This is a genomic window from Xanthomonas sp. SHU 166, from assembly GCF_000364685.1.
Taxonomy (GTDB): Bacteria; Pseudomonadota; Gammaproteobacteria; order Xanthomonadales; family Xanthomonadaceae; genus Xanthomonas_A; species Xanthomonas_A sontii.
In genome coordinates this window covers 1-3,612 of record NZ_AQOJ01000233.1, presented here as the reverse complement: position 1 = coordinate 3,612, position 3,612 = coordinate 1, and the positions used below count along the sequence as shown (strand labels likewise).

Here is a 3,612-nt window from a genome sequence, read left to right as displayed (position 1 = left end):
TCGGGACTGAAGTCCCTCCCACAGTGCACCCGGTAGGCTCGCCGCAAGGCCTGGGGGAGCGACTTCGTCGCGACCAGTGAAGCCATCCAATGACCGATTGCTACAGCAGTCGGGACTGAAGCCCCTCTCACAATGCACCCGGCAGGCTCGCCGCAAGCCCCTGTGGGAGCGCCTTCAGTCGCGACGAGTGAAGCCATCCAATAACCGATTGCTGCAGCAGTCGGGACTGAAGCCCCTCTCACAATGCACCCGGCAGGCTCGCGGTAAACCCACGCGGGGGTCAACTGTCATACCGCCGCGACACGCGACGTGATGTGCGTTTTCCGATTGCCCAATGCGTCGGGACTGAAGCCCCTCCCACAGTGCACCGGGCGGGCTCGCCGCAAGCCCCAGTGGGGCGGCTTTAGCCGACAGGGCTCGACCGGGAATGCCCCGTCGCGGCTGAAGCCGCTCTTACGGGACATCTCCCGGAATAGGTGGAGCGCCCTTCACTCGCTCATCGAATAGGCGCGCTCGGCGCCGGCCGCCGCCCAGGCGGTGTTGGGCGTGGCCTGCAGGGTGAAGCGCAGTTGGCCGCCGGCCATGAGTTCCTCGTGGCGCAGGAACGCGCGGTTCAGCGGCCGCCCGTTGAGGGTGACGCTGCCGACATAGGGATGCGCGTCGTCCAGGCCGTCGGCGATCACCGTGAAGCGCTTGCCGTTGGGCAGCGCCAGGGTGGCGCGCGGCAGGAACGGGCGGCCGAGGATGTACTGGTTGCTGGCCGACGCCACCGGGTAGAAGCCCAGCGCGGTGAACACGTACCAGGCCGACATCTGTCCCATGTCGTCGTTGCCGGCCAGCCCGTCCGGGCGCGCGGCGTACTGGCTGCGCATGATCTGCTGCAGCCGCGCCTGGGTGCGCCACGGCTGCCCGGCATAGGCATACAGATAGGCGACGTGGTGGCTGGGCTCGTTGCCGTGCGCATACCAGCCGATCAGGCCGGTGATGTCCTCCATGTGCGCGAACACCTTGGGATCGACCTTGGCGTCGAACACCTGGTCCAGCCGCGCCAGCAGCTTGTCGTCGCCGCCGTGCGCACGCGCCAGGCCGGCCACGTCCTGCGGCACGTACCAGGAGTACTGCCAGGCGTTGCCTTCGGTGTAGTCGGTGCCGTAGCCGCTGGCGTCCGGATCGAACGGGGTGCGGAAGCTGCCGTCGCGCTTGCGTGCGCGCATGAAGCCGGTGTCCGGGTCGAAGGCGTTGCGCCAGTTGCCGGCGCGCTTGGAGAAAGTGGCGGCGACCTCGGTGCGACCCATGTCCTGCGCCATCTGCGCGATGGTCCAGTCGTCGAAGGCGTATTCCAGGGTCTTGGAGGCGGCCTCGCCTTCTTCGTCGATCGGCACGTAGCCGAGTTCGCGGTACTGGGCGATGCCGTCGTAGGGGCCGTAGTTGGCGCTGGCCACCATGGCCTTGAGCGCGGCGTCGGTGTCGTAGCCGCGGATGCCCTTCATGTACGCGTCGGCGATCACCGGCACCGCGTGGTAGCCGATCATGCACCAGGTCTCCAGGCCGTGGAACGCCCACACCGGCAGCACGCCGTAGGGGCTTTCGCGCTGGTGCGCGAGCAGCGAGTTGACGATGTCGTTGGTGCGTTGCGGCGGCTGCACGATGGTCAGCAGCGGGTGCAGCGCGCGGTAGGTGTCCCACAGCGAGAACGTCGAATAGTGGGTGTAGCCCTGCGCCTGGTGCACGGCGTTGTCCGGCCCGCGATAGCGGCCGTCGCTGTCCATGAACAGGGTCGGGCCGAGCAGGCTGTGGTACAGCGCGGTGTAGAACTGGGTGCGCTGCGCGGGCGGCGCGTCCACCTCCACCGCGCCCAGCGCCTGCGCCCATTGCGCACGCGCCGCGCGGCGCACGCCGTCGAAATCCCAGCCCGGCACTTCGGCGTCGAGATTGGCGATGGCGCTGTCCTCGCTGACCGGCGAGATCGCCACCTTGACCAGCAACGGCCCGCGCAGGGCGTCGCCGAAGTCGAACGATCCCACCAGTTGCCGGCCTTCGATCTGCGCGCGCTGGGTAGGGTCGTTGTCGCCCGGCGGCGGGAAGCCCTTGTAGGGAATGTCCTGCTCGGTGTTGTGGAAGGCGTGGCCGCGCAGCGGCTGCGAGAAGCGCAGGGCGAAGTACAGCTGCCGCCCCGGCGCCCAGCCGCGGGTCTCGCGGAAGCCGGTGACGGTGCCGTCGGCGCGCAGGCGCAGCCGCGACCAACTGATCTTGCCCGGGTAGTCGTACAGGCTGGTGCGCAGGTCCAGCAGCACGTGCGCCGGCTGGCCGGCCGGGTAGGTGTAGCGGTGCACGCCGACGCGAGCGCTGGCGGTGAGTTCGGCGCGCACCTTGTCGTCGTCCAGGGTCACCGCGTAGTAGCCCGGCTCGGCGCGCTCGTCGTCGTGGCGGAAGCGCGCGCTGTAGCCGCTGCCGGGGGTGTCCGGGTCGCCGCGCTCCAGCCGCACCGCGCCGCTGATCGGCATCAGCAGCACGTCGCCCAGGTCGGAGTGGCCGGTGCCGGAGAAATGCGTGTGCGAGAAGCCGACCAGGCTGCGGTCGTCGTAGCGGTAGCCCGCCGCCCAACCGTAGGCGTCCTTGCGCGGCTGGATGCGCGTGTCCGGGCTCAGCTGCACCATGCCGAACGGCACCGTGGCGCCGGGATAGGTGTGGCCCTCGCCACCGGTGCCGATGAAGGGATCCACCGCGGCCACCGCACGCTCGCCCACCTTGGCGTCAGATGCAGCGACGGCGGGCGCGATCGGCCACAGCGCGGCCAGCAGCAGTGCGGCGGCGCCGCCCAGCATCCTCGAGCTGCGCATGGCAGGCTCCCCGGTATCGAATCGATCCAAACCGATAGCACAAACCCGCTGCAATGCCTTGCTGCACTGCAAAATGCGGATCCGGTGACGACGGCGCAGGATGAGCGACCTTTTGAACCGGTCTAATGCGCCGTGGCGCCGTCTTCCGCCGACAAACGCGTCACCGTGTCCGACATCGCCGCCGCCTGCGGCGTGTCGCGGGCGACCGTGTCGCTGGTGCTGCGCAACAGCCCGCTGGTGCATGCGGACACGCGCGCGCGGGTGGCGGCGGAGATCGCCCGCCAGGGCTACGTCTACCACCGCGGCGCGGCCAGCCTGCGCGGCCGCGCGTCCAATGCGGTGGCGCTGGTGGTCAACGACCTGGCCAACCCGTTCTTCGCCGAGTTCGCCGGCGGCGTGGACGCGGCGCTGGCCGAGGCCGGCTACGTGATGCTGATGGGCAGCACCGGCGAATCGCCGGAGCGCCAGCAGACCGTGCTGGCCTCGCTGATCGAGCATCACCCCGCGGCGATGATCCTCTCGCCCACCGAGAACACCGACGCCGCGCGGTTGCGCCAGTTGCTGGGGCCGCGCCTGCCGGTGCTGCTGTTCAACCGCGCGCTGGACGGCGACTGGCCGCTGCTGGCGCTGGACAACCGCCGCGGCGCGCGCCTGGCCACCGAACACCTGCTGGCGCAGGGCCACCGCGCCATCGCCTTCTTCGGCGGCCACCGCCAGTCCAGTTCCTGCGCCGAGCGCCGCGCCGGCTATCGCGAGGCGCTGGCCGCCGCCG

The 3,612-nt window shown here is 70.2% G+C and carries 2 protein-coding genes; one reads left to right on the top strand and one right to left on the bottom strand.

The window, feature by feature from the left end; genetic code table 11:
- Positions 1 to 488: 488 nt before the first annotated feature.
- Positions 489 to 2,840 carry a GH92 family glycosyl hydrolase gene (locus D180_RS07705; protein ID WP_043090621.1) on the bottom strand — a complete coding sequence of 784 codons (2,352 nt, stop codon included), beginning with the start codon at positions 2,838 to 2,840 and terminating at the stop codon, positions 489 to 491.
- Positions 2,841 to 2,972: 132 nt separating this feature from the next.
- Between D180_RS07705 and D180_RS07700 the strand changes: the two genes are divergently transcribed.
- On the top strand, positions 2,973 to 3,612 hold a 640-nt coding region (locus tag D180_RS07700; protein ID WP_017912335.1), incomplete at its 3' end, for a LacI family DNA-binding transcriptional regulator.